This window comes from Pseudomonas sp. SDO5591_S426, assembly GCF_054070755.1.
This window is the reverse complement of record NZ_JBSVXD010000016.1, coordinates 1-20,457: the sequence shown is the minus strand read 5'-3', so window position 1 is coordinate 20,457 and position 20,457 is coordinate 1. Positions and strand designations below refer to the sequence as shown.

Sequence of the window (20,457 nt, the reverse complement as noted above, 5' to 3'; positions counted from 1 at the left end):
CGACTTCGGAACCTCGGACTTGTCGATAGAGTCCAGTTATTAGCCAGCTACTTAAAACAGGGCTAGGTTTAATGCTCTGCCCGTCCCCTCAGTCCGTAGCCGTGCGGACTTCAAGGAGTGATCGCAATGCCGTCCCTCGATAGCCTGAAGACTCTGAAAACCCTGCAAGTCGACGACAAGACCTACCACTATTTCAGCCTGCCCGATGCCGCCAAGAGCCTGGGCGATCTGGACAAGCTGCCAATGTCGCTGAAAGTGCTGCTGGAAAACCTGCTGCGCTGGGAAGACGAAAAAACCGTGACCGGCGCCGACCTCAAGGCGATTGCCGCCTGGCTCAAGGAGCGCCGCTCCGACCGCGAAATCCAGTACCGCCCCGCGCGGGTATTGATGCAAGACTTCACCGGCGTGCCCGCCGTGGTCGATCTAGCCGCCATGCGTGCGGCGATGGCCAAGGCCGGTGGCAATCCGCAGCGGATCAACCCGCTCTCCCCTGTCGATCTGGTGATCGACCACTCAGTGATGGTCGACAAGTTCGCCACCAGCAGCGCCTTCGAACAGAACGTCGATATCGAAATGCAACGCAACGGCGAACGTTATGCGTTCCTGCGCTGGGGCCAGAGTGCATTCGACAACTTCAGCGTGGTGCCTCCGGGCACCGGGATCTGCCACCAGGTGAATCTGGAATACCTGGGTCGCACAGTCTGGACCAAAGACGAGGATGGCCGCACCTACGCCTTCCCGGACACGTTGGTCGGTACCGATTCCCACACCACCATGATCAACGGCCTCGGCGTACTCGGCTGGGGTGTTGGCGGCATCGAAGCGGAAGCGGCGATGCTCGGGCAACCGGTGTCGATGCTGATTCCGGAAGTGATCGGTTTCAAACTCACCGGCAAGCTCAAGGAAGGCATCACCGCCACCGACCTGGTGCTGACCGTCACCCAAATGCTGCGCAAGAAAGGCGTGGTCGGCAAATTCGTCGAGTTCTACGGCGATGGCCTCGCCGACCTGCCGCTGGCCGACCGCGCGACCATTGCCAACATGGCTCCGGAGTACGGCGCCACCTGCGGCTTCTTCCCGGTGGACGACGTGACGCTGGAATACTTGCGCCTGTCCGGTCGCCCGATTGAAACCGTGAAACTGGTCGAGGCCTACAGCAAGGCGCAAGGCCTGTGGCGCTTGCCGGGCAAGGAACCGGCATTCACCGACAGCCTGGCGCTGGACATGGCCAGCGTCGAAGCCAGCCTCGCCGGACCGAAACGCCCGCAAGACCGGGTTTCGCTGCCGAATGTGGCGCAAGCCTTCAGCGACTTCCTCGGCCTGCAAATGAAGCCCACCAGCAAGGAAGAAGGTCGCCTGGAAAGCGAGGGCGGCGGCGGTGTGGCGGTGGGTAACGCCGATCTGGCCGGTGAAGTGGACTACGACTTTGAAGGGCAAACGGTTCGCCTGAAAAACGGCGCAGTTGTGATCGCAGCGATTACCTCCTGCACCAACACCTCCAACCCGAGCGTGATGATGGCTGCCGGCCTGGTGGCGAAGAAAGCCGTGGAAAAAGGCCTGCGCCGCAAACCCTGGGTGAAAAGCTCGCTGGCCCCCGGCTCGAAGGTGGTCACCGATTACTACAAGGCTGCCGGCCTGACGCAATACCTCGATGCGCTCGGGTTTGCCTTGGTCGGTTATGGCTGCACCACCTGCATCGGCAACTCCGGTCCTTTGCCGGAACCGATTGAAAAAGCCATTCAGAAAGCCGACCTGACCGTGGCCTCGGTGTTGTCGGGCAATCGCAACTTCGAAGGCCGGGTTCATCCGCTGGTGAAAACCAACTGGCTGGCGTCGCCACCGCTGGTGGTCGCCTATGCGCTGGCCGGCACCGTGCGCATTGACCTCAGCCGCGAGCCCTTGGGCGAGGACCAGAACGGCAATCTGGTTTACCTGCGGGACATCTGGCCAAGCACCCAGGAAATCGCCGAGGCCGTGGAACAGGTCAACACCGCCATGTTCCACAAGGAGTACGCCGAAGTGTTTGCCGGCGATGAACAGTGGCAAGCCATCGAAGTGCCGCAAGCAGCGACCTATGTCTGGCAGGACGACTCAACCTATATCCAGCATCCGCCGTTCTTTGATGACATTGGCGGACCACCGCCGGTGGTCAAGGACGTCAGTGGCGCGCGCGTTCTTGCGCTGCTGGGCGATTCGGTAACCACCGACCACATTTCCCCTGCCGGCAACATCAAGGCTGACAGCCCGGCGGGCCGCTACCTGCGCGAGAAAGGCGTGGAGCCGCGCGACTTCAACTCCTACGGCTCGCGCCGTGGTAACCACGAAGTGATGATGCGCGGCACCTTCGCCAACATCCGCATTCGCAATGAAATGCTCGGCGGCGAAGAAGGCGGCAACACCCTCTACATCCCGACCGGAGAGAAGCTGGCGATCTACGACGCGGCCATGCGTTATCAAGCCGCAGGGACGCCGCTGGTGGTGATCGCCGGGCAAGAATACGGCACCGGATCGAGCCGCGACTGGGCGGCCAAGGGCACCAATCTGCTGGGGGTCAAAGCGGTCATCGCCGAAAGCTTTGAACGCATTCACCGTTCCAACCTGGTAGGCATGGGTGTGCTGCCGCTGCAGTTCAAACTCGATCAGAACCGCAAGAGCCTGAACCTCAGAGGCACCGAAACCCTGGACATTCTTGGCCTGACCGGCGTTGAGCTGACACCACGGATGAACCTGACGCTGGTCATCAATCGTGAAAACGGCACCAGTGAAAGGATCGAGGTGCTGTGCCGGATCGATACACTTAATGAAGTGGAATACTTCAAGTCGGGAGGGATTTTACATTACGTGTTGCGGCAGTTGATTGCGTCGTAGTTGTGCGCTGACAAAGACACCGCCTTCGGGCGGTGTTTTTATTTGGGCAGTCACCCGTACAATCGCCCACCTCTATGTTGCGGCCGACACAGCCCGCTCCCACAGGGACTGAGGTATCCGCAGTTTTTTTATGCACAAGGAATAACAATGCTCGCCCTGCCATGGACGCTTCTGGCCCTGCTTTCCCTCGGCTACGGCATGGCCCTGACCTATGGCCGACTCGGCTGGCTCGCCGGGATTTCCGTCGGCTTGTTGCTGATCGCCGGTTACGCCGTCCGCCAACAACAACTTCAGTTCGGTCGCTACCTCGGCCACGGTCTGTTCATCTTCCTTGCCCTGGCCTTGGCGATGCACTGGCTGCCGGGGTTCTACAACGGTCGAGTCATTCCACCTCAGCGCTTCACCGACGATGCCGTGCGGTTCGCCATGCACCTGAATCTGGACAAACCCCTGATCGGCTTCTGGTTGTTGCTGGCCTGTCCGTGGATTGTCGGCCGGCGTTCGCTGCGACTGTTTCTACATGCCGTGCCTATGGCGCTGGCCCTGAGCGCTGTGTTGGCCTTGGGTGGCGCGCTGTTGTTGGGCGTCATCGGTTGGGCGCCGAAATGGCCGGACCATGCATGGCTGTGGCTGCTGAACAATCTGCTGCTGGTGACGCTGGTGGAAGAAGCGCTGTTTCGCGGCTATATCCAGGGCGGTCTGAGCCGATGCTTCAAGCACCTGGCGTACGGCGAAAACCTCGCGCTGCTGCTCGCCTCGCTGTTGTTCGGCCTGGTGCACGCTGGGGCTGGCTGGCAATGGGTGTTGCTGGCGAGCCTCGCCGGCGTCGGATACGGACTGGCCTACCGTTTTGGCGGACTGGCCGCAGCCGTTGCCACGCATTTCGGCTTGAACGTGCTGCACTTTGGCCTGTTCACCTATCCGATGCTGGCGCGCTGACGCAAGGGTCGTTTTGCGACGTGCCACTGATTATCGAAAAATATTCTCAACAAATCCCGATAGAGGCCGATACAGCACTTGAAAGCCTTGCGGATTAAAAAGCCATGCGTAACAACCAGCCAATTACACAACGCGAGCGGACCTTCCCGGCCCAGCAACGGTTGATTTCCACCACCGATGCCAAAGGCATGATTACCTACTGCAACGACGACTTCGTCGAGATCAGCGGGTTTTCTCGTGAGGAACTGATCCGTGCGCCGCATAACCTGGTGCGTCACCCCGACGTCCCGGCAGCGGTGTTCGCGCACATGTGGGCCACACTGAAACAAGGCTTGCCATGGATGGGCATCGTCAAGAATCGCTGCAAGAGCGGTGATCACTATTGGGTGAATGCCTATGTGACGCCGATCTTCGAAGGCAATCAGGTGATCGGTTACGAGTCGGTGCGGGTCAAACCCACCGCCGAACAGATTCACCGCGCCGAAGCGCTCTACCAACGCATCAACCAAGGCAAGTCGGCCATTCCTTCCACGGATAAATGGTTGCCGGTCCTGCAGGACTGGCTGCCGTTCATTCTGGTCAGCCAGTTGAGTTTCATGATCGGTGCCACCCTGACCTCGCAGTGGGGTTTCGCCCTGGCGGCCGGTCTTTCGGTGCCGCTGGGCCTGATGGGCCTGAGCTGGCAGCAACGCGGCATCAAGCGTTTGCTGCGACTGGCCGAGCAGACCACGTCCGACCCGTTGATTGCACAGATGTACACCGACAGCCGTGGCGCCCAGGCGCGTCTGGAAATGTCGATCCTTAGCCAGGAAGCACGCCTGAAAACCTGCCTGACTCGTCTGCAGGACACGGCCGAACACCTGACCGATCAGGCGAAGCAATCCGATGCCCTGGCGCACAACAGCTCCACTGGCCTGGAACGTCAGCGCGTCGAGACCGAGCAAGTGGCGACCGCCGTCAATCAGATGGCCGCCACCACTCAGGAAGTCGCCAGCCATGTACAACGCACCGCCGACGCCACTCAGGAAGCCAATCGCCTGACCGGTCGCGGTCGTGACATCGCCGGGGAAACCCGCGAAGCGATTCAACGCCTGTCGGTGGTCGTGGGTGAAACCGGCCAGACCGTGACCCAACTGGCCAAGGACAGTGACGAAATCGGCGGAGTGGTCGACGTGATCAAGGGTATCGCCGACCAGACCAACCTGCTGGCGCTCAACGCCGCCATCGAAGCGGCCCGCGCCGGTGAGATGGGCCGTGGTTTTGCGGTGGTCGCCGACGAAGTCCGTCAACTGGCGCAACGCACCAGCGAATCCACCGGGCAGATTCACGCCCTGATCGCCAAGCTGCAACAAACCGCCAGCACTGCCGTGCAGACCATGGAAGCCGGGCATCGTCAGGCTGAAGAAGGTGTGGCACGGGTGCTGGAAGCGGATCAGGCATTGGTGGGCATCAGCGAAGCGGTGGCCAACATCACCGACATGACCACCCAGATCGCTGCCGCGACCGAAGAGCAAAGTGCCGTGGCCGAGGAAATCAGCCGCAACATCAGCAACATCTCGCACCTGGCGGACCAGACCTCGGAACAGGCGCAGAACTCGGCGTTGTTGAGTGAAGAGCTGACCAAGACTGCCAACACGCAGTATTCGTTGGTGGAGCGGTTTAACCGGTAACCTCAAAGTCAAAAGATCGCAGGCTGCGCCAGCTCTTACAATGGCGTATTTCCTGTAGGAGCTGCCGAAGGCTGCGATCTTTTGATCTTGCTTCTCACAAAAACGCTGCAACCCTCCCCGCCGCAGCTGCCAAATGCTGCTCATGGCTAAACCCCGAAGCCTTTAACGGCTTCAAATCATGATCCCCCGCCACCAGCCAGAACACCTCGATGCTCGGCGACAATGTGTAAGCCTCGACCGCCTCCCGATTGCCCAACGCATCCCGCTCACCCTGCACAATCAACGTGCGGGTTTTCAAAGCAGCCAGATGCTCCACCCGCGGCTTCTCCGGTTTGCCCACGGCATAAAACGGATACCCCAGGCACACCAACGCATCCGCCCCCAATTCATCGGCCAGCAAACTGGCCATCCGCCCGCCCATGGACTTGCCGCCAATGGCCAGCGGCCCGGCGACATGACGTCGCACCTCGGCATATACCTCACGCCAGCATTCCAACAGTTTCGGCGCCGGATTCGGTGGACGCTTGCCACCATCGACACGGCGTTGCGCCATGTATGGAAACTCGAAGCGCAACACGTTGACGCCTTGTGCCGCGAGGCGTGCGGCCATGTCGTTCATCCAGCCGCTGTCCATTGGCGCGCCGGCGCCGTGGGCGAGAATCAGCGTCGCCGAAGCGCTGCCTGAAGCCGCATCCCACAACCATCCGTGATCGCGCACACACTGCGCCCATTGATCCCCGTCAATACCGGCCTTGTGCCCTTTGTCCATGCTTGCCTCGCTTTTAGTCTGCCTATAACTCCGGCCGAAGGGTGCGCTGCCTTGCGCTAGCGCGCTCACTTCGGCTGAACCGTGGATGGGGAACCATGAACACTTCTATCAGTACCGCCTACAACTACAAGGTGGTCCGCCAATTCGCCATTATGACGGTGGTGTGGGGCATCGTCGGCATGGGGCTCGGGGTTTTTCTCGCGGCCCAGTTGGTCTGGCCCGAACTCAACTTCAATTTGCCATGGACCAGTTTCGGCCGATTGCGCCCGCTGCATACCAACGCGGTGATCTTCGCCTTCGGCGGCTGTGCGCTGTTCGCCAGTTCGTTCTACTCGGTGCAACGCACCTGCCAGACCCAATTGTTTGCGCCTAAAATCGCCGCGTTCTGCTTCTGGGGCTGGCAACTGGTGATCCTGCTGGCGGCCATCAGCCTGCCGCTGGGCTATACCAGTTCCAAGGAATACGCCGAGCTGGAATGGCCGATCGACATTCTGATCACCATTGTCTGGGTCGCCTACGCGATCGTGTTCTTCGGCACGGTGATGAAGCGCAAGACCAAGCACATCTACGTCGGCAACTGGTTCTTCGGCGGGTTCATCATCACCGTCGCCATCCTGCACATCGTCAACAACCTTGAGTTGCCGGTGAGTTTCACCAAGTCCTACTCCTTGTACGCCGGCGCCACCGACGCCATGGTGCAGTGGTGGTACGGGCACAACGCCGTGGGCTTTTTCCTCACCGCCGGGTTCCTCGGCATGATGTATTACTTCGTGCCGAAGCAGGCCGAACGCCCGGTGTATTCCTATCGCCTGTCGATCGTGCACTTCTGGGCGCTGATCACGCTGTACATCTGGGCCGGCCCGCACCACTTGCACTACACCGCACTGCCGGACTGGGCGCAGTCGCTGGGCATGGTGATGTCGCTGGTCCTGCTGGCGCCGAGCTGGGGCGGGATGATCAACGGCATGATGACCCTCTCGGGCGCCTGGCATAAGTTGCGCAGCGACCCGATCCTGCGCTTTCTCGTGGTATCGCTGGCGTTCTACGGCATGTCGACCTTCGAAGGCCCGATGATGGCGATCAAGACCGTCAACGCCCTCTCCCACTACACCGACTGGACCATCGGCCACGTACACGCCGGCGCGCTCGGCTGGGTGGCGATGATTTCCATCGGCGCGCTGTATCACATGATCCCGAAAGTCTTCGGGCGCGAACAGATGCACAGCATCGGCCTGATCAATGCGCACTTCTGGCTCGCCACCATCGGCACCGTTTTGTACATCGCCTCGATGTGGGTCAACGGCATCGCACAGGGCCTGATGTGGCGTGCGGTGAACGAGGACGGCACGCTGACTTACTCCTTCGTCGAAACCCTGGTGGCCAGCCATCCCGGCTTCGTCGTGCGGCTGGTGGGCGGCGCGATCTTCCTCAGCGGCATGTTCCTGATGGCCTACAACACCTGGCGCACCGTGCGGGCCTCGCAGCCTGCCGACGTCGTCGCTGCCGCGCAGATGGCCTGAGGAGACCGCCATGAAACACGAAACAATCGAGAAAAACGTCGGCCTGCTGATGCTGCTGATGGTGCTCGCCGTGAGCATCGGCGGCCTGACCCAGATCGTCCCGCTGTTCTTCCAGGACGTGACCAATAAACCGGTGGAAGGCATGAAGCCCTACACCGCGCTGCAACTGGAAGGTCGCGACATCTATATCCGCGAAGGTTGCGTCGGCTGCCACTCGCAGATGATCCGGCCGTTTCGCGCCGAGACCGAACGCTACGGCCACTACTCGGTCGCCGGTGAAAGCGTCTGGGATCACCCCTTTCTCTGGGGTTCGAAACGTACCGGGCCGGACCTGGCGCGGGTCGGTGCACGCTACTCGGATGACTGGCACCGCGCGCACTTGTACAACCCGCGCAACGTGGTGCCGGAATCGAAGATGCCCGCCTACCCGTGGCTGGTGGCCAACCCACTCGACAGCAGCCACACCGAAACCAAGTTCAAGACCATGCGTACCTTGGGCGTGCCGTACACCGATGACGACATCACCGGCGCCGTTGCTTCGCTCAAGGGCAAAAGCGAAATGGACGCACTGGTCGCCTATCTGCAAGTGCTCGGCACTGCGATCAAGAGCAAGAGGTGAGCCATGGTCTTTGAGATGAGCACTGGCCTGATTCGCGGCCTCGGCACGGTCGTGGTGTTCGTGGCCTTCGTCGGCCTGACGTTGTGGGTGTTCAGCGGCAAGCGCAAAACGGAATTCGCCGAAGCGCGTCTGCTGCCGTTCGCCGATGAACCGCAACCCGACATTACCCAAGCATCTGAAACAAGGAGTACCCGGCCATGACCACCTTCTGGAGTACGTGGATCTGCGTGCTGACCATCGGCAGCCTGATCGGCCTGACCTGGCTGCTGATCGGCACCCGCAAGGGCGAAACCAAGGGCAGTGTCGACCAGACCATGGGCCACAGCTTCGACGGCATCGAGGAGTACGACAATCCGTTGCCGCAATGGTGGTTCATGTTGTTCGCCGGCACGTTGGTTTTTGCCGTCGGCTACCTGATTCTTTATCCCGGCCTGGGCAACTGGAAAGGCATCCTGCCCGGCTACGAAAACGGCTGGACCGGCGTGCACGAATGGGAAAAGGAGATGGACAAGGCTGACGCGAAGTTCGGGCCGATCTTCGCCAAATTCGCCGCGATGCCGGTGGAAGAAGTGGCTCAAGACCCGCAGGCATTGAAAATGGGCGGTCGTCTGTTCGCCTCCAACTGCTCGGTGTGCCACGGCTCGGACGCCAAGGGTGCGTTCGGTTTCCCTAACCTGGCGGACAGCGACTGGCGCTGGGGCGGCAGCGCCGACACCATCAAGACCACCATCTTGGGCGGCCGCATGGCGGCAATGCCGGCCTGGGGTGAAATTCTCGGTGAGGCCGGCGTGAAAAACGTGGCGGCTTATGTGCGTCATGAACTGGCCAGCCTGCCATTGCCTGCCGACAGCGGTGCCGACCTGCAAGCCGGACAGCAAGCGTTCAGCACCACCTGCGTAGCCTGTCATGGGGCAAACGGCCAGGGCACTGAAGCCATGGGTGCGCCGAACCTGACGCACCCGGCCGGTTTCATCTACGGCACCAGCCTGACGCAGCTGGAGCAGACGATTCGTCATGGTCGCCAGGGCCATATGCCGGCGCAGAACGAACTGCTCGGCAACGATAAAGTGCAACTGCTGGCCGCGTATGTGTACAGCCTGTCCCATGGTTTGAATACCGAACGTTTACAGGCTGAAGGCAAAAACGAATAAATCTCGACCGCTCTACTGCCGCATTCTTCGCAATGCGGCAGTTCCCTTCCCCTTTGCGACCCATTGTCGCACCCTCCTTGAGTCTTCCTTTCGGTTCCCCTGATTCGGGTCTAAGCTTCCCCCGATGCGGACCGGCGAGCACCGGTTCCAGGTCGACGCTGAACGATGTGTTCGACGAATCGGCTGACTGAAAGGCCGCAAAGGCTGGTAGATACCGGCTGTCGCGCCACTTGCCTTCGGTCACTTGATCGTTGCGTTTGAACATACCCCGTTACATCCGACCTGACCCCCTCGTCCATCGAGTCCGCCGAGACATTTTGCCTGTGGGCAATTTTGTCCTTACGCGGCGCATGGAAAGGCCGCAGAATCAGCATTTGAAAGCATTGACCCAGGTCATGGCGCGTTGCAATGACCCCCTGCTTTCTCCATACTTGCGGCCGATTTTTAATCCTAATAAAACACCCAAACCGTGGAACCTTAGAATGAGCACAGCAATCAGTCCGACTGCTTATAACTATAAGGTAGTCCGCCAGTTCGCCATCATGACGGTGGTCTGGGGGATCCTTGGCATGGGGCTCGGTGTCTTCATCGCCTCGCAACTGGTCTGGCCGGAATTGAACTTCGGTCTGCCATGGACGAGCTTTGGACGCCTGCGCCCGTTGCACACAAACCTGGTGATTTTCGCCTTCGGTGGATGTGCACTGTTTGCCACTTCCTATTACGTCGTGCAGCGAACCTGCCAAACGCGACTGATTTCCGACAGCCTCGCCGCCTTCACCTTCTGGGGTTGGCAAGCGGTGATCGTCGGCGCCATCGTTACCTTGCCGCTGGGTTACACCACCACCAAGGAATACGCTGAGCTGGAATGGCCGCTGGCTATTCTGCTGGCCATTGTCTGGGTCACCTACGGTCTGGTGTTCTTCGGCACCATCGTCAAGCGCAAGACCAAGCACATCTATGTGGGTAACTGGTTCTACGGTGCCTTCATCGTCGTGACCGCGATGCTGCACATCGTCAACCACGCCTCGCTGCCGGTCAGCTTCTTCAAGTCCTATTCCGCCTACTCGGGCGCGACGGACGCGATGATCCAGTGGTGGTACGGCCACAACGCCGTGGGCTTCTTCCTGACCACCGGCTTCCTGGGGATGATGTACTACTTCGTGCCGAAACAGGCCGAGCGTCCGATCTACTCCTATCGCTTGTCGATCGTGCACTTCTGGGCGTTGATCACCCTGTACATCTGGGCCGGTCCGCACCACCTGCACTACACCGCTCTGCCGGACTGGGCTCAGTCCCTGGGCATGGCTATGTCGATCATCCTGCTGGCTCCGAGCTGGGGCGGCATGATCAACGGCATGATGACCCTGTCGGGCGCCTGGCATAAGCTGCGCACCGACCCGATCCTGCGCTTCCTGGTCGTGTCCCTGGCGTTCTACGGCATGTCGACCTTCGAAGGTCCGATGATGGCGATCAAGACCGTCAACTCGCTCTCGCACTACACCGACTGGACCATCGGCCACGTACACGCCGGTGCCTTGGGTTGGGTAGCGATGATCTCGATCGGCGCGATCTACCACATGATCCCGAAACTGTTCGGTCGTGCGCAGATGCACAGCACCGGCCTGATCAACACGCACTTCTGGCTCGCGACCATCGGTACCGTTCTGTACATCGCTTCGATGTGGGTCAACGGCATCACCCAGGGCCTGATGTGGCGTGCAATCAACGATGACGGCACCCTCACCTACTCGTTTGTCGAAGCGCTGCAAGCCAGTCACCCTGGTTTCATCGTTCGCGCCCTGGGCGGTGCGTTCTTCGCCACCGGCATGCTGTTCATGGCCTACAACGTGTTCCGTACCGTACGCGCCTCGAACCCGGCAGAAGCTGAAGCCGCCGAACAGATTGCTGTAGTTGGAGCTCACTGATGAAGCATGAAGCAGTCGAGAAGAACATTGGCCTGCTGGCCTTCTTCATGGTTATCGCCGTCAGCGTCGGCGGCCTGACCCAGATCGTTCCGCTGTTTTTCCAGGACGTCACCAACAAGCCGGTCGAAGGCATGAAGCCGCGCACCGCCCTTGAACTGGAAGGACGCGACATCTACATCGCCAACGGTTGTGTCGGCTGCCACTCGCAGATGATCCGCCCGTTCCGTGCTGAAACCGAACGTTACGGCCACTACTCGGTCGCCGGTGAAAGCGTCTGGGACCACCCGTTCCTGTGGGGTTCCAAGCGTACCGGTCCGGACCTGGCCCGTGTCGGCGGTCGTTACTCCGATGACTGGCAACGTGCGCACTTGTACAACCCGCGCAACGTAGTGCCTGAGTCGAAAATGCCGGCCTACCCGTTCCTCGTGGAAAACAAGCTCGACGGCAAAGACACCGCCAAGAAAATGGAAGTCTTGCGCACGCTCGGCGTCCCTTACACCGACGAAGACATCGCCGGTGCCAAGGATGCTGTGAAGGGCAAAACCGAAATGGACGCGCTGGTGGCCTATCTGCAGGGCCTGGGCACCATCATCAAAAGCAAACGGTGATCTAAATGGATATCGGGATGATTCGTGGCCTGGGCACCGTCGTTGTGATGGTGGCCTTCATCGGTCTGGCGTTGTGGGTATTCAGCCCCAAGCGCAAGTCGGAGTTTGAAGACGCGACCTTGCTGCCTTTTGCGGATGATCCCGAAGCCATCAAGCACGTCGAGCAAGCTTCTAGGAGTAACAAAGAATGACTACATTCTGGAGTCTGTACGTCACAGTCCTCAGTCTCGGTACGATCTTTTCCCTAACCTGGCTGCTGCTGTCGACCCGCAAGGGCCAGCGCAGCGAGGCCACCGAAGAGACGGTTGGGCACTCCTTCGACGGTATCGAGGAGTACGACAACCCACTGCCGAAATGGTGGTTCATGCTGTTCGTGGGCACCATCATCTTCGCCCTGGGTTACCTGGTGCTGTACCCGGGCCTGGGTAACTGGAAAGGCCTGTTGCCGGGTTACAACTACCTGGATAACGAGAAGCAGACCGCGTTCGCCAACGGCCAGACTGGCTGGACCGGCGTTCACGAATGGGAAAAGGAAATGGCTCGTTCGGACGCCAAGTTCGGTCCGATCTTCGCCAAGTTCGCTTCCATGCCAATCGAAGAAGTGGCCAAGGATCCGCAAGCCCTGAAGATGGGGGGCCGTCTGTTCGCCTCCAACTGCTCGGTCTGCCACGGCTCCGACGCCAAAGGCGCGTACGGCTTCCCTAACCTGACTGACGCCGACTGGCGCTGGGGCGGCGAGCCGGAAACCATCAAGACCACTATCATGGGCGGCCGTCACGCGGTCATGCCGGCGTGGGCTGAAGTGATCGGCGAGCAAGGCGTCAGCGATGTGGCTGCATTCATCCTGACCAACCTCGATGGCCGCAAACTGCCGGAAGGCGCCAAGGCTGATCCGGTAGCCGGGCAGAAGCTGTTCGCTGCCAACTGCGTGGCTTGCCACGGTCCGGAAGGTAAAGGCACCCCAGCGATGGGCGCACCCAACCTGACCCACCCGGCCGCGTTCATCTACGGTTCGAGCTTCGCTCAACTGCAGCAGACCATCCGTTACGGCCGTCAGGGCCAGATGCCTGCGCAAGAGCAAATGCAGGGCAACGACAAGGTTCACCTGCTGGCCGCTTACGTCTACAGCCTGTCTCACGGCGAGAAGGCTCCGGCGGCGGACGCCCAGTAAGGCAAACGCTTGATGCAATGAAAAAAGCCCTGCCACCTGACGGGGCTTTTTTTTGAATATTGATTATCGGACAGGGATGACCGCAATAGGCTGACGGCTCGGCCAATTGTTGCCATTGACCTGATGTACTTTCAGCGACTTGCGATCCGGCGCGATATCGGCAATCAAATACGTCTGATTGGAAGCGCCACCGCTGAGGAACACCGGTACGTCACCGAAGTAGTCCCGACGGTTCCAGCCGATGTATTCCCCTGGATCATTGTGCAAATGGCCGGCGAACACAGCCGTCACCGGGTAGCGGGTAATGAGTGTTTTAAAGCGCTTTATCTGTTCATTACTCCCCTGCCAACCGTCAGGCTTGTGCATGTTCAGAATGATCATCTTGCCTTCGGTGTGTGCTCGCTGCAGATCACGCTCCAGCCAATCCAGCGCATCGGTTATTTCAAACCTGACCCCGTTGAACGGGAAGCCTGAGTTAAACTCAACCGAGTAAGTCGGCTCATTATTCAGCTGCACCAAATGAACATCGCCCACTGTTTTAGAGTACGCAAGACTGCCGTAATAAACCTTGGCGCCAGATTCGGCGCGTGCAGCCAGGTCCAGATTGTAAACGCTACCCCAATACCTATCCTTCAACTGCTCGATGCTACCCGCAGCGCAATTATTTTCAGGAAAGCTGCAATCATCCACATTGTTTTCGTAGTCGTGATTGCCTAATCCATAGTCATAAATACCTTTTAGTTGCTTGTCGAGAATCGACTTGACCGGCGGTCGAGCGTTGGGGCGACGAGGTTGCGAGCCGAACCAGCAGGTAGTAACGTTTCTACATCCGAACATTCTGGAGGGTCACACATGATGGCCATCACCACCATTTCCAGCCGCGAATTCAACCAGGACACAAGTGGTGCCAAAAAAGCCACGCGCCAAGGGCCGGTTTTCATCACCGACCGAGGCAAACCGGCCCATGTGCTGCTAAGCATTGAGGATTACCAAAAACTGACCGGCATCAACGCCGATATCGTCGAGCTGTTGGTAATGCCAGAAGCGGCAGACATCGAGTTCGAAACCGAGCGTGCCGTGATCACTCACCGCCCTGTGGATTTGTCTTGATGTTTCTACTTGATACCAACGTGATTTCGGAGTTACGCAAACCCCAGGCTGACGCGAACGTCGTCGCCTGGGCCAAAAGCATCATCGCCCCGCGCATGTTCATTTCGGCTATTACCTTGAAAGAACTGGAGACCGGCGTTTTGCGCATGGAGCGCCGCGATCCCGCACAGGGAAAGGTATTGCGCACCTGGCTCAAGCGTCACGTCATCCCGGCTTTCGATGCGCGTATCCTGCCGATTGATGCTGCCGTGGCCCTTCGGTGTGCCAGCTTGCATGTGCCGGATCGCGCCAACGAGGCAGATGCGTTGATTGCAGCCACCGCGCTGGTTCATGGCCTGACTGTCGTCACCCGTAACGTCGGCGATTTTCAATCCAGTGGCGTGCAGTTGATTAACCCCTGGGCCGATTGAGCTTCGGCCCTCGCAAAACCCGTCCATAATTCACAAGTCAATTGATTCAAGTCATTACACCATCAATTGATTTTGCCAAACGTGACCAAAGGTCGCACCCGCGACCTAGAGCGACAGGCGTATCATTGCGCCACTGCAACACCTCTTTTTGACCGCGGTCGGCACGTACTGACCGAGGCATTTTTCCACTGCCGTGGGATGCAATGATGAGCAACCAGATTCCGGTACACGACGTCACTCCACCCGCCAAGAACGCGAACAACAGCGTCGACCTCTACGCCTCTCGAGAAAAGATCTACACCCGCGCCTTCACCGGTCTGTTTCGCAACCTGCGCATGGCGGGCGGTGCCGTATTGTTCCTGCTGTATTTCGGTACGGTCTGGCTCAATTGGGGTGGCCATCAGGCTGTCTGGTGGAACCTGCCGGAACGCAAGTTCTTCATCTTCGGCGCCACCTTCTGGCCTCAGGATTTCATCCTGCTGTCCGGCATGTTGATCATCGCCGCCTTCGGCCTGTTCTTCATCACGGTGTACGCCGGCCGGGTCTGGTGTGGTTATACCTGCCCGCAAAGCGTGTGGACGTGGATCTACATGTGGTGCGAAAAAGTCACCGAGGGCGACCGCAACCAGCGCATCAAGCTCGACAAGACGCCGATGAGCGCCAACAAGTTCCTGCGCAAATTCAGCAAGCACACCCTGTGGCTGTTGATCGGCTTCGTCACCGGCATGACCTTCGTCGGTTACTTCTCGCCGATCCGCGAACTGGTGATCGAATTCTTCACCGGCGAGGCGGATGGCTGGTCTTACTTCTGGGTCGGTTTCTTCACCCTCGCCACCTACGGCAACGCCGGCTGGTTGCGCGAGCAGGTGTGTATCTACATGTGCCCGTATGCACGTTTTCAAAGCGTGATGTTCGACAAAGACACCCTGATCGTTTCCTACGACCCGCGTCGTGGCGAAGGCCGTGGCCCGCGCAAGAAAGGCATCGACTACAAGGCCCAGGGCCTGGGTGACTGCATCGACTGCACCATGTGCGTCCAGGTTTGCCCGACCGGCATCGACATCCGTGATGGCCTGCAAATCGAATGCATCGGCTGCGCCGCGTGCATCGATGCCTGTGACGCCATCATGGACAAGATGGAGTACCCGCGCGGCCTGATCAGCTACACCACCGAACACAACCTGTCCGGGCAGAAAACCAATAAACTGCGTCCGCGCCTGATCGGCTATGCCGTGGTGCTGCTGGCGATGATCAGTTTGCTGGTGACCGCTTTCTTCATGCGCTCACTGGTGGGTTTCGACGTCAGCAAGGACCGCGTGCTGTACCGCGAGAACGCCGAGGGCCGAATCGAAAACGTCTACAGCCTGAAGATCATGAACAAGGACCAGCGCGACCACACCTATGTGCTCGAAGCCACCGGCCTGCCGGACCTCAAGCTGCAAGGCCGACGCGAAATCAAGGTCGCGGCCGGCGATATCATCAGCCAGCCCGCCGAATTGTCCGTGGCGCCGGAACACCTGCCATCGAGCACCAACGAGGTGAAATTCATCCTCAAGGATGCCGATGACGCCAGCATCCACGTTGAAGCCAAGAGCCGGTTCATCGGCCCACAAAATCGTTGAGAGAAGTGATCATGCCCGCAGCAACTGCCGCAAGTCCCTGGTACAAGCACCTTTGGCCGTGGATCATCATCGGGATCCTGGCCTGCTCGGTGACCCTGACCTTGTCCATGGTGACCATCGCGGTGAACAACCCGGACAACCTGGTCAACGACAATTACTACGAGGCCGGCAAAGGCATCAACCGCTCCCTCGACCGTGAACTGCTGGCGCAAACCCTGCTGATGCGCGCCAGCATTCATCTGGACGACGTGACCGGCGAAGTCGACCTGCGCCTGAGTGGCAACAGCCAGCCGAAAAGCCTGGAACTGAACCTGATCTCGCCGACCCAACCGGAGAAGGACCGCAAGATCGTCCTGACCCGCAGCGAAACCGAACAGGGTCGTTACATCGGTCAGTTGAGCGACAAGATCGAAGGCCGCCGTTTTGTCGAATTGCTCGGTACCCAGGACGACCATATCTGGCGCATGTTCGAAGAAGAACTGGTCAACCATGACAAGGATCTGCTGCTCGGTGATGAGCCGCTGCAAGGCGCTGAACACCAGTAGGAGCTGCCGAAGGCTGCGATCTTTTGATCTTGCTTTTGCAGCGGTCCCAAAAAGATCGCAGCCTCGTTCCACTCGTCAGCTCCTACAGCGATGAGGCCCTTCCAGACGATATAGACTCCACTTCATGACAACCCCACTCCCCTGCTACCACTGCGCCCTGCCGGTCCCGCCCGGCAGTCGCTTCACCGCCGTCGTGTTCGGGGAGTCCCGCGAGTTCTGCTGTCCGGGCTGCCAGGCCGTGGCCGAAGCCATCGTCGCCGGAGGACTGGAAAGCTATTACCAACACCGCAGTGAAGCCTCGGCCAACCCCGAAGCACTGCCGGTGCAACTGGTCGATGAACTGGCGCTATACGATCGCGCCGACGTTCAACAGCCCTTCGTCCGCCACGAAGGCGATCTGGCCGAAACCACCCTGTTGATGGAAGGCATCAGTTGCGCCGCCTGCGGCTGGCTGATCGAGAAACACCTGCGCACCTTGCCGGCCGTGGCCGAAGCCCGCCTGAACCTGTCCAATCATCGCCTGCACGTGCGCTGGGCCGACGCGCAATTGCCGCTGAGCAAAGTGCTCAGCGAACTGCGCCACATCGGTTACGCCGCGCATCCGTATCAAGCCGACCGCGCCAGCGAACAACTGGCCAGCGAAAACCGTCTGGCCCTGCGCCAACTCGGCGTGGCCGGGCTGCTGTGGTTCCAGGCGATGATGGCGACCATGGCCACCTGGCCGGAATTCAACATCGACCTCAGCCCCGAGCTGCACACCATTTTGCGTTGGGTCGCGCTGTTCCTCACCACTCCGATCGTGTTCTACAGCTGCGCACCGTTCTTCAAAGGCGCGATGCGCGACCTGCGCACCCGTCACCTGACCATGGACGTTTCGGTGTCGCTCGCCATCGGCAGTGCCTACATCGCCGGGATCTGGACTTCGATCACCGGCGTCGGCGAACTGTATTTCGATGCGGTCGGCATGTTCGCGCTATTTCTGTTGGCCGGACGTTATCTGGAGCGTCGCGCCCGCGAACGCACGGCCGCCGCCACCGCACAACTGGTCAATCTTCTGCCCGCCTCGTGTTTGCGCCTGAGCGCTGACGGCCAGAGCGAGCGGATCCTGCTGAGCGAATTGCGTGTCGGCGATCAAGTGCTGGTGCATCCGGGCGCAATCCTTCCGGCTGACGGCAAGATCCTCGACGGCCAATCGAGCATCGACGAATCGCTGCTCACCGGCGAATACCTGCCACAAGCACGCACGCCGGGCGATGCCGTCACGGCGGGCACACTGAATGTCGAAGGTGCCTTGACCGTCGAAGTGCAGGCGCTCGGCCAGGACACCCGCCTCTCCGCCATCGTCCGCCTGCTGGACCGCGCCCAAGCGGAAAAACCGCGACTGGCGGAAATCGCCGACCGCGCTGCGCAATGGTTCCTGTTGCTGTCGCTGATCGCGGCTGCCGCCATCGGCCTGTTGTGGTGGGAGCTGGATTCTTCGCGGGCCTTCTGGATTGTGCTGGCAATGCTCGTCGCGACCTGCCCGTGCGCCTTGTCCCTGGCGACGCCGACCGCCCTCACCGCTGCCACCGGCACCCTGCACAAACTCGGTTTGCTGCTGACTCGCGGCCATGTGCTGGAGGGCCTGAACCAGATCGACACGGTGATTTTCGACAAGACCGGCACCCTCACCGAAGGGCGTCTGGCGTTGCGCTCGATCCGCCCGCTCGGTGCATTGGGTAGCGATGAATGCCTGGGGCTCGCGGCGGCTTTGGAAAACCGCTCGGAACACCCGATCGCCCGCGCATTCGGCCGTGCGCCGCTGGCCGCTGAAGAAGTGCACAGCACACCGGGCCTTGGCCTGGAAGGCGTGGTCGGCGAACAGCGCTTGCGCATCGGTAACCCGGTATTTGTCTGCGAACTCAGCGGCGCGGCGGTGCCAACGATGCCGGATGAAGCCGGGCAATGGCTGCTGCTTGGCGATCGCCAGGGGCCATTGGCGTGGTTCGTCCTCGATGACCGCTTGCGTGCCGACGCGCCTGCCCTGCTGGCCGCGTGCAAGGCTCGCGGCTGGCGCACGCTGCTGCTGTCCGGCGACAGTTCGCCGATGGTTGCCAGTGTTGCCGCAGAACTCGGCATCGATGAAGCCCGGGGCGGCTTGCGTCCGGACGACAAACTGCAAGTCCTGCAACAGCTGCACAAGGAAGGCCGCAAAGTGTTGATGCTCGGTGACGGGGTCAACGATGTGCCGGTGCTCGCCGCTGCCGACATCAGCGTCGCCATGGGTTCGGCCACCGATCTGGCGAAAACCAGCGCCGACGCGGTGCTGCTGTCCAATCGACTCGACGCGTTGGTACAAGCCTTCAGCCTGGCGCGACGCACCCGTCGGGTGATCATTGAGAATCTGTTGTGGGCCGCGCTGTACAATGGCCTCATGTTGCCGTTCGCCGCCCTCGGCTGGATCACGCCGGTGTGGGCCGCGGTCGGCATGTCCATCAGTTCGTTGACCGTGGTGTTGAACGCCCTGCGCCTGACTCGCCTGCCGAGCGCGCCCACTGCCAACGCCACGCCAGAAACCCGCCCGCTGCCGGCCTGAGCCGCGCGGGCATGGAGTCCAGATGCCAGCTCTCTACGTGATGATCCCGGCCGCGCTGCTGATCGTGGCCATCGCCATCTACATCTTCTTCTGGGCGGTCGACAGCGGTCAGTACGACGACCTCGACGGCCCGGCCCACAGTATCCTGTTCGACGACCAGGACCCGAACCACACCGCTGCGGTCGACGAGGCCAGCGGCCATCCGGCCAAACCCGACGACAAGGCCCCGCCCCATGCTTGAATTGGCGCCACTGTTGGTGTCTGCGGTGATTCTCGGTCTGCTCGGTGGCGGCCATTGCCTGGGCATGTGCGGCGGCTTGATGGGCGCGCTGACCCTGGCGATTCCCAAGGAACAGCGCAGCCGACGTTTTCGTCTTTTGCTGGCCTACAACCTCGGGCGAATCCTCAGCTATGCCACCGCCGGCCTGCTGATCGGCCTAGCCGGTTGGGCGGTGGCCAACAGCCCGGCAGCGATGTTCATGCGCGTACTCGCCGGACTGTTGCTGATCGCGATGGGCCTGTACCTGGCCGGCTGGTGGAGCGGCCTGACGCGCATCGAAAGCCTCGGCCGCGGCTTGTGGCGGCATATTCAGCCGGTCGCCAACAAACTGCTGCCGGTTTCTAACGTCCCTCGCGCATTGCTACTTGGCGCGCTTTGGGGCTGGTTGCCGTGCGGTCTGGTTTACAGCACGTTGCTGTGGTCGGCCAGTCAGGGCAATGCGTTGGACAGCGCACTGCTGATGCTGGCTTTCGGCCTCGGCACTTGGCCAGTGTTGCTCGCCACCGGTCTGGCGGCTGAACGGGTGACCGCGTTGTTGCGCAAACGCAGCGTGCGCATGGCCGGTGGGTTGCTGGTGATTCTATTTGGCATCTGGACCTTGCCAGGGCCGCATCAGCATTGGCTTATGGGGCATTGAAGCCAAGAGCAAAAGATCGCAGCCTTCGGCAGCTCCTA

20 protein-coding genes are annotated in these 20,457 nt (G+C 60.4%); 18 read left to right on the top strand and 2 right to left on the bottom strand.

Annotated elements, in window-relative coordinates:
• Positions 1-126: 126 nt before the first annotated feature.
• The 3 genes from acnA to ACW9JC_RS05835 all read left to right on the top strand — a co-directional run bounded on the left by acnA (position 127) and on the right by ACW9JC_RS05835 (position 5,477).
• Positions 127-2,868 (top strand): aconitate hydratase AcnA, encoded by a 2,742-nt coding sequence (gene acnA, locus ACW9JC_RS05845; RefSeq protein WP_448106981.1) that lies wholly within the window; start codon positions 127-129, stop codon positions 2,866-2,868.
• 147 nt (positions 2,869-3,015) lie between these two features.
• The gene (locus ACW9JC_RS05840; RefSeq protein ID WP_457454125.1) at positions 3,016-3,807 is read left to right on the top strand and encodes a CPBP family intramembrane glutamic endopeptidase; all 792 of its coding nucleotides are present in this window, start codon (positions 3,016-3,018) and stop codon (positions 3,805-3,807) included.
• 104 nt (positions 3,808-3,911) lie between these two features.
• Positions 3,912-5,477 (top strand): methyl-accepting chemotaxis protein, encoded by a 1,566-nt coding sequence (locus ACW9JC_RS05835; protein WP_457454124.1) that lies wholly within the window; start codon positions 3,912-3,914, stop codon positions 5,475-5,477.
• A 94-nt stretch (positions 5,478-5,571) separates the two neighbouring features.
• Here the strand turns inward: ACW9JC_RS05835 and ACW9JC_RS05830 are convergent, their stop codons facing one another.
• Positions 5,572-6,246: an alpha/beta family hydrolase gene (locus ACW9JC_RS05830; protein WP_457454122.1), complete on the bottom strand. Its 675-nt coding sequence runs from the start codon at positions 6,244-6,246 to the stop codon at positions 5,572-5,574.
• A 95-nt stretch (positions 6,247-6,341) separates the two neighbouring features.
• Between ACW9JC_RS05830 and ccoN (ACW9JC_RS05825) the strand changes: the two genes are divergently transcribed.
• The 8 genes from ccoN (ACW9JC_RS05825) to ccoP (ACW9JC_RS05790) all read left to right on the top strand — a co-directional run bounded on the left by ccoN (ACW9JC_RS05825) (position 6,342) and on the right by ccoP (ACW9JC_RS05790) (position 13,240).
• Positions 6,342-7,766, top strand: coding sequence for a cytochrome-c oxidase, cbb3-type subunit I (gene ccoN / locus ACW9JC_RS05825; protein WP_457454121.1), 1,425 nt, complete (start codon positions 6,342-6,344; stop codon positions 7,764-7,766).
• A gap of 10 nt (positions 7,767-7,776) precedes the next feature.
• Positions 7,777-8,385, top strand: coding sequence for a cytochrome-c oxidase, cbb3-type subunit II (gene ccoO / locus ACW9JC_RS05820; protein WP_457454119.1), 609 nt, complete (start codon positions 7,777-7,779; stop codon positions 8,383-8,385).
• 3 nt (positions 8,386-8,388) lie between these two features.
• Complete coding sequence (locus tag ACW9JC_RS05815; protein WP_457454117.1) at positions 8,389-8,586, top strand: cbb3-type cytochrome oxidase subunit 3; 198 nt, start codon at positions 8,389-8,391, stop codon at positions 8,584-8,586.
• Entirely contained in the window at positions 8,583-9,536 is a 954-nt protein-coding gene (gene ccoP, locus ACW9JC_RS05810) for a cytochrome-c oxidase, cbb3-type subunit III (protein ID WP_457454116.1), read from the top strand. The genes ACW9JC_RS05815 and ccoP (ACW9JC_RS05810) overlap by 4 nt, the downstream gene beginning before the upstream one ends.
• A 482-nt stretch (positions 9,537-10,018) precedes the next feature.
• Positions 10,019-11,461 (top strand): cytochrome-c oxidase, cbb3-type subunit I, encoded by a 1,443-nt coding sequence (gene ccoN, locus ACW9JC_RS05805; RefSeq protein WP_075946019.1) that lies wholly within the window; start codon positions 10,019-10,021, stop codon positions 11,459-11,461.
• The gene (gene ccoO, locus ACW9JC_RS05800; RefSeq protein WP_010456412.1) at positions 11,461-12,069 is read left to right on the top strand and encodes a cytochrome-c oxidase, cbb3-type subunit II; all 609 of its coding nucleotides are present in this window, start codon (positions 11,461-11,463) and stop codon (positions 12,067-12,069) included. The genes ccoN (ACW9JC_RS05805) and ccoO (ACW9JC_RS05800) overlap by 1 nt, the downstream gene beginning before the upstream one ends.
• Before the next feature lie 5 nt (positions 12,070-12,074).
• Complete coding sequence (locus tag ACW9JC_RS05795; protein ID WP_003175465.1) at positions 12,075-12,260, top strand: CcoQ/FixQ family Cbb3-type cytochrome c oxidase assembly chaperone; 186 nt, start codon at positions 12,075-12,077, stop codon at positions 12,258-12,260.
• On the top strand, positions 12,257-13,240 hold the full coding sequence (gene ccoP, locus ACW9JC_RS05790; protein WP_416128876.1) for a cytochrome-c oxidase, cbb3-type subunit III: 984 nt from the start codon (positions 12,257-12,259) through the stop codon (positions 13,238-13,240). Before ACW9JC_RS05795 ends, ccoP (ACW9JC_RS05790) begins: the two co-directional genes overlap by 4 nt.
• A 63-nt stretch (positions 13,241-13,303) precedes the next feature.
• On the opposite strand, the gene ACW9JC_RS05785 is transcribed toward ccoP (ACW9JC_RS05790), so the two are convergent.
• Positions 13,304-14,077, bottom strand: a complete 774-nt coding sequence (locus ACW9JC_RS05785) for a metallophosphoesterase family protein (RefSeq protein ID WP_457454114.1) — start codon at positions 14,075-14,077, stop codon at positions 13,304-13,306.
• A gap of 18 nt (positions 14,078-14,095) precedes the next feature.
• On the opposite strand from ACW9JC_RS05785, the gene ACW9JC_RS05780 reads away from it, so the two are divergent.
• From ACW9JC_RS05780 to ACW9JC_RS05750, 7 genes are all read left to right on the top strand, one after another.
• On the top strand, positions 14,096-14,350 hold the full coding sequence (locus ACW9JC_RS05780; protein ID WP_056857098.1) for a type II toxin-antitoxin system Phd/YefM family antitoxin: 255 nt from the start codon (positions 14,096-14,098) through the stop codon (positions 14,348-14,350).
• Positions 14,350-14,760, top strand: a complete 411-nt coding sequence (locus ACW9JC_RS05775; protein ID WP_448106972.1) for a PIN domain-containing protein — start codon at positions 14,350-14,352, stop codon at positions 14,758-14,760. Before ACW9JC_RS05780 ends, ACW9JC_RS05775 begins: the two co-directional genes overlap by 1 nt.
• Positions 14,761-14,966: 206 nt before the next feature.
• Complete coding sequence (gene ccoG / locus ACW9JC_RS05770; RefSeq protein WP_448106971.1) at positions 14,967-16,382, top strand: cytochrome c oxidase accessory protein CcoG; 1,416 nt, start codon at positions 14,967-14,969, stop codon at positions 16,380-16,382.
• An 11-nt stretch (positions 16,383-16,393) separates the two neighbouring features.
• Positions 16,394-16,927, top strand: a complete 534-nt coding sequence (locus ACW9JC_RS05765) for a FixH family protein (protein WP_338585608.1) — start codon at positions 16,394-16,396, stop codon at positions 16,925-16,927.
• 124 nt (positions 16,928-17,051) lie between these two features.
• A complete protein-coding gene (locus tag ACW9JC_RS05760) occupies positions 17,052-19,502 on the top strand; it encodes a heavy metal translocating P-type ATPase (RefSeq protein ID WP_457454112.1) in 2,451 nt (816 codons plus the stop codon).
• A gap of 22 nt (positions 19,503-19,524) precedes the next feature.
• The gene (gene ccoS / locus ACW9JC_RS05755) at positions 19,525-19,743 is read left to right on the top strand and encodes a cbb3-type cytochrome oxidase assembly protein CcoS (RefSeq protein ID WP_059404569.1); all 219 of its coding nucleotides are present in this window, start codon (positions 19,525-19,527) and stop codon (positions 19,741-19,743) included.
• A complete protein-coding gene (locus tag ACW9JC_RS05750) occupies positions 19,736-20,419 on the top strand; it encodes a sulfite exporter TauE/SafE family protein (RefSeq protein WP_457454110.1) in 684 nt (227 codons plus the stop codon). The genes ccoS and ACW9JC_RS05750 overlap by 8 nt, the downstream gene beginning before the upstream one ends.
• The last annotated feature ends 38 nt before the right edge of the window (positions 20,420-20,457 follow it).

Excerpts from the sequence above, each read along its gene's own strand:
- ccoN (WP_457454121.1), top strand. The coding sequence starts at position 6,342 with ATGAACACTTCTATCAGTACCGCCTACAACTACAAGGTGGTCCGCCAA.
- ccoS (WP_059404569.1), top strand. The coding sequence starts at position 19,525 with ATGCCAGCTCTCTACGTGATGATCCCGGCCGCGCTGCTGATCGTGGCC.
- acnA (WP_448106981.1), top strand. The coding sequence starts at position 127 with ATGCCGTCCCTCGATAGCCTGAAGACTCTGAAAACCCTGCAAGTCGAC.
- ccoO (WP_010456412.1), top strand. The coding sequence starts at position 11,461 with ATGAAGCATGAAGCAGTCGAGAAGAACATTGGCCTGCTGGCCTTCTTC.
- ACW9JC_RS05835 (WP_457454124.1), top strand. The coding sequence starts at position 3,912 with ATGCGTAACAACCAGCCAATTACACAACGCGAGCGGACCTTCCCGGCC.
- ccoP (WP_416128876.1), top strand. The coding sequence starts at position 12,257 with ATGACTACATTCTGGAGTCTGTACGTCACAGTCCTCAGTCTCGGTACG.
- ccoN (WP_075946019.1), top strand. The coding sequence starts at position 10,019 with ATGAGCACAGCAATCAGTCCGACTGCTTATAACTATAAGGTAGTCCGC.
- ACW9JC_RS05750 (WP_457454110.1), top strand. The coding sequence starts at position 19,736 with ATGCTTGAATTGGCGCCACTGTTGGTGTCTGCGGTGATTCTCGGTCTG.
- ACW9JC_RS05785 (WP_457454114.1), bottom strand. The coding sequence starts at position 14,077 with ATGTTCGGATGTAGAAACGTTACTACCTGCTGGTTCGGCTCGCAACCT.
- ccoP (WP_457454116.1), top strand. The coding sequence starts at position 8,583 with ATGACCACCTTCTGGAGTACGTGGATCTGCGTGCTGACCATCGGCAGC.
- ACW9JC_RS05775 (WP_448106972.1), top strand. The coding sequence starts at position 14,350 with ATGTTTCTACTTGATACCAACGTGATTTCGGAGTTACGCAAACCCCAG.
- ACW9JC_RS05760 (WP_457454112.1), top strand. The coding sequence starts at position 17,052 with ATGACAACCCCACTCCCCTGCTACCACTGCGCCCTGCCGGTCCCGCCC.
- ACW9JC_RS05815 (WP_457454117.1), top strand. The coding sequence starts at position 8,389 with ATGGTCTTTGAGATGAGCACTGGCCTGATTCGCGGCCTCGGCACGGTC.
- ACW9JC_RS05780 (WP_056857098.1), top strand. The coding sequence starts at position 14,096 with ATGGCCATCACCACCATTTCCAGCCGCGAATTCAACCAGGACACAAGT.
- ACW9JC_RS05795 (WP_003175465.1), top strand. The coding sequence starts at position 12,075 with ATGGATATCGGGATGATTCGTGGCCTGGGCACCGTCGTTGTGATGGTG.
- ACW9JC_RS05830 (WP_457454122.1), bottom strand. The coding sequence starts at position 6,246 with ATGGACAAAGGGCACAAGGCCGGTATTGACGGGGATCAATGGGCGCAG.
- ACW9JC_RS05765 (WP_338585608.1), top strand. The coding sequence starts at position 16,394 with ATGCCCGCAGCAACTGCCGCAAGTCCCTGGTACAAGCACCTTTGGCCG.
- ccoO (WP_457454119.1), top strand. The coding sequence starts at position 7,777 with ATGAAACACGAAACAATCGAGAAAAACGTCGGCCTGCTGATGCTGCTG.
- ACW9JC_RS05840 (WP_457454125.1), top strand. The coding sequence starts at position 3,016 with ATGCTCGCCCTGCCATGGACGCTTCTGGCCCTGCTTTCCCTCGGCTAC.
- ccoG (WP_448106971.1), top strand. The coding sequence starts at position 14,967 with ATGAGCAACCAGATTCCGGTACACGACGTCACTCCACCCGCCAAGAAC.